Origin of the sequence: Inquilinus limosus MP06 (assembly GCF_000767795.1) — a bacterium.
In the GTDB taxonomy this organism is placed as follows: domain Bacteria; phylum Pseudomonadota; class Alphaproteobacteria; order DSM-16000; family Inquilinaceae; genus Inquilinus; species Inquilinus limosus_E.
Map to the genome: position 1 here is coordinate 1 of NZ_JANX01000339.1, position 6800 is coordinate 6800.

Below are 6800 nucleotides of genomic sequence, written 5' to 3' on the forward strand. Positions count from 1 at the left end.
CCGAGCGCGTAGACGGCGCCGCCCTCCAGCCCGATGGCGGCGATCACCGCCTCGCCGCGCACGGTCCGCTCGCCGAGGCTCAGGGCGATGCGCTTCAGGGGCGTGCCGGCGAAACGGTCGCGCAGATGCGCCGACCAGGCGATCTCGACGCCGGCATTGGCCGGAAGCAGCGGCGCGATGGCGACGCCGCGATCCGCCAGGACCGGCGCCCAGCCGCCGTCGCCACCCAGCCGCGGCCAGCTGGCGCCGCCCAGCGCCAGGATGGTGGCGTCGGCTGTGGCCTCGAACTCGCCCTCCGGCCCGCGCAGCAGCGGCCGGTTGCCGACGCTGAGGCCGATCCAGTCATGCCGCGTCCGGATCTCGACGCCCAACGCTGCCAGCCGGCCCAGCCAGGCGCGCAGCAGGGGCGAGGCTTTCAGGCCCTCCGGGAACACCCGGCCGCTGGAGCCGACGAAGGTCGGGACGCCGAGATCGCGGCTCCAGGCCCGCAGGTCGTCGGGTGTGAAGGCGCGGACCAGCGGCTCCATCCAGCCCTGCGCCGCGCCGTAGCGGGTGACGAAGCGGTCCAGGGGCTCGGAATGGGTCAGGTTCAGCCCGCCGCGCCCGGCCATCAGGAACTTGCGCCCGACTGTCGGCATCCGGTCGTAGACGGTCACCCGCCGCCCGGCCTCGGCCAGGCGCTGCGCGGCGATCAGCCCGGCGGGGCCGCCGCCGATGATGGCAATGGTCTCGGGCATGGCGCTCCGGCGTCACAGCATGGCGGTGCGGACCCTAGCAGCCTGCACCGGATTGGCCAGTCCTGTTCCGCGCCGGACGGCCGTTTCGGGAACCGCCCGCGGCCGGCCGCGATTGGACTCGGTGCGGGCACCGACCCATCCGTGAAGTAGCAGCGGAGGCATTGTGGCGACGCCACCCGGCCCCCCGACTCCCCCAGCCGACCCGCGTCCCGGCGCGAAGGATGCCGTCATCGTCACCGGCAGCAGCGGCTTTCTCGGCCAGGCGATCATCCGCCGGCTGGCGGGGCGCTACGACGTAGTCGGGCTGGACGCCGTCCTGCCGCCGACGGCCGCGCCCTCCTTCGAGGCGATCCGCGTTGACCTCACCTCGGATGCGAGCGTCGCGGCGGCCTTGCAGAGGGTCCGCGCCGGCCATGGCAACCGGATCGCTTCGGTGGTCCATCTCGCCGGATATTACGACCTGTCGGGCGAGCCGAGCCCGAAATACGAGGCGGTGACCGTCCGCGGCACCGAGCGGCTGCTGCGCGGCCTGCAGGAGTTCGAGACCGGACAGTTCGTCTTCGCCAGCACCATGCTGGTCCATGCCCCCTGCGCGGTCGGCGAGCGGATCGACGAGGGCTCGCCGATCCGGCCGAAGACACCCTATCCGCAGTCGAAAGCCGACACCGAAACGCTGATCCGGCAGCGGCACGGCGACATCCCGATCGCGATCCTGCGGCTCGCCGGTGTCTATGACGAGCAGTGCCGCGCCGCCTTCCTGGCCCAGCAGATCGCCAACATCTTTGAGCGTCAGCCGGTCAGCGGCCTCTACCCGGGCGATCCCGACAAGGGGCAACCCTACCTGCATCTCGAGGATCTGATCGACGCGATCGACCGCCTGGTCGAGCGGCGCCGCGATCTGCCGCAGGAGGCGATCCTGCTGCTCGGCGAGGAAGAGACGCTCAGCTATGGCGATCTCCAGAGCCGCATCGGCAAGGAACTGCACGGCGAAGCCTGGGAGACGTGGGAGATTCCCAAGTCCTTTGCCAAGACCGGGCAGTGGCTGCAGGAGGATGTGCTGGGGCACGACCCCTTCATCCAGCCCTGGATGATCGACCAGGCGAACGACCATTACGCGCTCGATGTCTCCCGCGCCCGGGCGCTGCTCGGCTGGCAGCCCCGCCATTCGCTCGGCGGCACGCTGCCGGCGATGCTGGCGGCGCTGAACGCCGATCCTCCCGGCTGGTACCGGGCCAACAAACTGAACGCGGCCAAGGTCGCGGCCTCCGAGCCGGTGCTCGACAAGGTCGAGCAGGAGGGCGGTGCGCCCGCGGCTCAGAGCCACGGGGAGGTCGAGGCGGATCTCGCCGAGCATCATATGCGGACGCTGTGGGCGCATCTGGTGGTCATGGCGCTCGGCCTCTGGCTGCTCATCGGCCCCTTCACCCACGGCGTGTTCGAACCGGGGTTGGCGCCGACTCCGCCCGCCGCCGGCCATCCGTTGTCTCCGCCGGAGGTCCGCAACGCCTGGCTCGCGGCCAGCGACATGGTCTCGGGCGCCGCCATCATCCTGCTGTCGATGCTGGCGATGGCGCGGCCGCGATCCTGGGTGCAGTGGGTCACCGCCGCGGTCGGCATCTGGCTGGCTTTGGCGCCGCTGGTGTTCTGGACCACCAGCCCCGCCGCATACGCCTTGGACACGCTGATCGGCGCTTTCGTCGTCGCCTTTGCGGTGATGGTGCCGGCGCCGCCGGGGATCAGCAGGGCCGCGCTGGCCTCACCCTCCGACCTGCCGCTCGGCTGGTCCTACTCGCCCTCGACCCACACCCAGCGCGTCCCGATCCTGGCCATGGCGCTGATCGGCCTGCTGGTGTCGCGCTACCTGGCCGCCTATCAGCTCGGCCATATCGACTCGGTCTGGGACCCGGTGTTCAGCGGCGGCGCGACCGGGGCGGAGAACGGCACCGTGGCCGTCATCACCTCGGGCGTGTCGAAGGCCTTCCCGATCGCCGATGCCGGTTTCGGCGCCTTCGCCTATCTGCTCGATATCCTGACCGGTGCGATCGGCGACCGGCGGCGCTGGCGCACGATGCCCTGGATCGTGCTGATCTTCGGCCTGCTGATCGTGCCGCTCGGCATGGTCAGCGTCGGCTTCGTCATCATCCAGCCGACCGTGATCGGAGCCCTGTGCGGGCTGTGCATCGTCCAGGCGGCGCTCACCGTGCTGATGATGCCCTATTCGGTCGACGAGGTCTGGGCCTCCGCCCAGTTCCTGCTGCAGAGCCGCCGCGCCGGCCGGCCGTTCTGGCGCACCCTGTTCAGCGGCGGCCCGCCCCTGAAGCAGGAATGCGACCCGTCGCCCGATCTCGACGCGCCCTTCGCCACGGTGGCGCACAACTTCGTCAGCGGCGGGGTGTCCTATCCCTGGACCCTGATCGCGAGCGTCGTCCTCGGCATCTGGCTGATGATGACGGGCACGCTCCTGGGCGCCCGGCCGCCGCTGGCCTACAGCGATCATGTGGCCGGATGCCTGGTCATCACCATCGCGGCGATCGCGATGGCGGAGGTGGCGCGGCCGCTGCGCTTTCTGAACGTGGCGCTCGGCCTCTGGATCGCGCTGTCGCCCTTCCTCATGGCAGGGGCCGGAACCGTGGCCATGGTCGCCGACGTCGCCGCCGGCCTCGGCCTGGTGCTGCTCAGCCTGCCGCGTGGCCGGCTGAGCCCGGACCACTATGGCGGCTGGGACCGGTTCATCATCTGATCCGTTCGGTCGACGTGATGCGCCTCGGGCCTTCCGCGCCCTGCGGCGCGATCCGGACGGTGGTCCCCGGATTGCCGGATCGAGCGCGGCAATGACAGGAAAGGGAAGCTCAGCTGAAGTTCATCATCACATGGCGGACGACGGTGTAGTCCTCCAGCCCGTACATCGACATGTCCTTGCCGTAGCCGGACATCTTCAACCCGCCATGCGGCATCTCGGTGGTCAGGGTGAAATGGGCGTTCACCCAGACGCAGCCATACTGCAGCCGGGCGGAGGTCTTCAGCGCCGTCTTCACATTGCTGGTCCAGACTGAGGAGGCCAGGCCGTAGTCGCTGTCATTGGCCCAGGCGATGGCAGCGTCCGGGTCGTCGAAGCGGGTGACCGAGACCACCGGGCCGAACACCTCCTTGCGCACGATCTCGTCGGTCTGCAGCGCCCCGGCCACCAGGGTCGGCCTGAAGAAGAAGCCGTCGCCCTCGGCCTTGCCGCCGCCGGCCAGGATTTCGGTGTGCTTCTGCGCCGCCGCGCGCTCGACGAAGCTGGCCACCCGGTCGCGCTGGCGCTCGCTGATCAGGGGGCCGAGCTCGCTGGCCGCATCATCCGGTGCGCCGTATTTCAGGCTGGCGACGGCGCTGGCCAGGTCGGCCACCAGCCGGTCATAGATTTTCGGCCCGGCATAGACCCGGCAGGCGGCGGTGCAGTCCTGCCCGGCATTGTAGAAGCCGCCGGCGCGGACGCCGGCCACCACCGCTTCCAGGTCGGCGTCGTCGAACACCAGCACCGGCGCCTTGCCGCCGAGCTCGAGATGGGTGCGCTTCAGGTTCTTCACCGCCGCCTGCAGCACCTTCTGGCCGGTGGCGATGTCGCCGGTCAGCGACACCATGCGCACCTGGGGATGGGCGGTCAGGGCCGAGCCGACGGTCTCGCCGCGGCCGGCGACGATGTTGACCACGCCCTTGGGGAAGATCTCGGCCAGGGTGCGGCCCAGCTTCAGCGCGGTCAGCGGCGTCTGCTCCGACGGCTTCAGCACCACCGTGTTGCCGGCGGCCAGGGCCGGGGCGATCTTCCAGGCCAGCATCATCAGCGGGTAGTTCCACGGCGCGATCGATCCGACCACGCCGATCGGGTCGCGCCGGATCATGCTGGTGTGGTTGGCGACGTATTCGCCGGCGGCGGAGCCGGTCAGGCAGCGCGTCGCCCCGGCGAAGAAGCGGAAGGTGTCGATGATCGCCGGCATCTCGTCTTCCAGCACCCGGGCATAGGGCTTGCCGCAATTCTGCGATTCCAGCCGGGCGAAGGCCTCGGCCTCGCGCTCGATCGCGTCGGCCAGCTTCAGCAGGTGCCCGGCGCGCTGGGCCGGGGTGGTCAGCGACCAGCTCTCGAAGGCGCGGGCGGCGGCGGCCACGGCGGCGTTGAGCTGGGCCTGCGATGCCTCCGGCACCTCGACGATCAGCTTGCCGGTCGCCGGGTTCAGCACCGTCTCGGCCTGGCCCTCGCCCTTCACCAGGGCGCCGTCGATCAGAAGCTCGATATCCATGGACACTCTCCCTTACTTGCCGGAGCCCGAGAAATCGTGGGTGTCGCGGGTGAGGTAATAGGCGCCGAGGATCGGCAGGAACGTCACGACGATGACGATGATCGCCACCACATTGGTCACCGGCCGCTGCCGCGGCTTGATCAGCTCGGTCAGCATCCAGATCGGCAGGGTCTGCTGCTGCCCGGCGGTGAAGGTGGTGACGATCACCTCGTCGAAGCTGAGGGCGAAGGCCAGCATGCCGCCGGCCAGCAGGGCCGTGGCGATGTTCGGCAGCACGACATGGCGGAAGGTCTGGAACCCGTCGGCGCCGAGGTCCATCGACGCCTCGATCAGCGAGCCGGAGGTGCGCCGGAATCGGGCCAGCACGTTGTTGTAGACGACGACGATGCAGAAGGTGGCGTGGCCGATGACGATGGTCCAGAAGCTGAACGGGATGTCCATTAGCGAATAGGCCGAGCGCAGGGCGATGCCGGTGATGATGCCGGGCAGGGCGATCGGCAGGATGATCAGCAGCGACAGCGTCTCGCGCCCGAAGAAACGGCTGCGCCAGACCGCGGCGGCGGCGCAGGTGCCCAGCACGATCGCCACCGCCGTCGCCATCGCCGCGACCTTCACCGACAGGCCGAGCGCCGCCCAGATGTCCGGCCGGTCCAGCCAGGCCACGCTGAACCAATGCATGGTGAGGTCCGGCGGCGGGAACTGGAAGGTCTTCTCGTCGCTGGAGAAGGCATAGAGCAGGATGAACAGCAGCGGCACATGCAGGAACAGGATGCCGGCCAGGGCCGACAGGCGCAGGCCCCAGGGGGCGCGGGTGCCGGCGGTGAGCTTGCCGCGCGCGGCGGTGGCGTCAGAGCGCATCGAAGGCCCCCAGTCGCTTCGCCGCCGTCAGGTACACGGCCATGATCGCGATCGGCACCACGGTGAAGGCGGCGGCGAGCGGCACGTTGCCGGCAGTGCCCTGCAGCTGCAGCACCACCTGGCCGATGAAGGGGCGGGAGGAGCCGATGATCCCCGGGATGATGTAGTCGCCCAGGGTCAGCGAGAAGGTGAAGATCGAGCCGGCGACCACGCCCGGGAAGGCCAGCGGCAGGATCACCGTCCGGAAGGTCTGCCCCGGCCTGGCGCCGAGATCGGCCGACGCCTCGGTCAGCGACCGCGGCACCCGCTCCAGCGCCGCCTGCACCGGCAGGATCATATAGGGCAGCCAGATGTAGACGAAGACCATGGCGGTGCCGAGATAGGCGCTGGACAGCGACGGGCCGCCGACCACCGGCAGGGCCAGGATGCCGTCGAGCAGCCAGGTCAGGTGCAGCTGGCCGGCCAGCCAGGTGACCACGCCCTCGCGCGCCAGGATCAGCTTCCAGGCATAGACCTTGACCAGATAGCTCGACCATAGCGGCAGCATGATCGCGATGTAGAAGGCCGCCTTGGCCCGGCCGCGGGCATAGCGCGCGGCATAATAGGCGATCGGGAAGGCGATCAGCGCGCAAGCGATGGTAACGGTTGCCGCCATCACGCCCGTGCGCAGCACGATGTCCATGTTGGCGGCGGTGAACAGGTCGGCATAGGTCGACAGGGTGAATTCCGGGACGATCATCCCGGTGAAGCCGTCGACCGAATAGAAGCTCTGCAGCAGCAGCGCGAACAGCGAGCCGAGATAGATCACGCCGAGCCACAGGACCGGCGGCACCAGCAGCAGGAGCAGCACCAGCCAGCCGTTGCGGTACAGCAGGCGGGCGGCCCGCCGGCCGACGCCGTCCGCGGCCGGGGCGGGGAGGGCGGCGGC

Annotated in this window: 5 protein-coding genes; 1 reads left to right on the forward strand and 4 read right to left on the reverse strand. The window is 70.0% G+C overall.

Going from position 1 to position 6800, the window contains the following annotated elements:
• Nucleotides 1-737, reverse strand: a 737-nt coding sequence (locus P409_RS22175) for a TIGR03862 family flavoprotein (protein WP_034843781.1), incomplete at its 3' end; no start/stop codon positions are given.
• Between the two features lie 163 nt (nt 738-900).
• Here P409_RS22175 and P409_RS22180 point away from each other — a divergent pair.
• The gene (locus P409_RS22180) at nt 901-3477 is read left to right on the forward strand and encodes an NAD-dependent epimerase/dehydratase family protein (protein WP_081991701.1); all 2577 of its coding nucleotides are present in this window, start codon (nt 901-903) and stop codon (nt 3475-3477) included.
• Nucleotides 3478-3586: 109 nt separating this feature from the next.
• Here the strand turns inward: P409_RS22180 and P409_RS22185 are convergent, their stop codons facing one another.
• The 3 genes from P409_RS22185 to P409_RS22195 all read right to left on the reverse strand — a co-directional run.
• Nucleotides 3587-5014: a gamma-aminobutyraldehyde dehydrogenase gene (locus P409_RS22185; protein ID WP_152613483.1), complete on the reverse strand. Its 1428-nt coding sequence runs from the start codon at nt 5012-5014 to the stop codon at nt 3587-3589.
• A gap of 12 nt (nt 5015-5026) precedes the next feature.
• Entirely contained in the window at nt 5027-5872 is an 846-nt protein-coding gene (locus P409_RS22190) for an ABC transporter permease (RefSeq protein WP_034843787.1), read from the reverse strand.
• Nucleotides 5862-6800 (reverse strand): ABC transporter permease (locus tag P409_RS22195; RefSeq protein WP_034843790.1); only part of this gene is annotated, 939 nt, incomplete at its 5' end. The genes P409_RS22190 and P409_RS22195, both read right to left, overlap by 11 nt.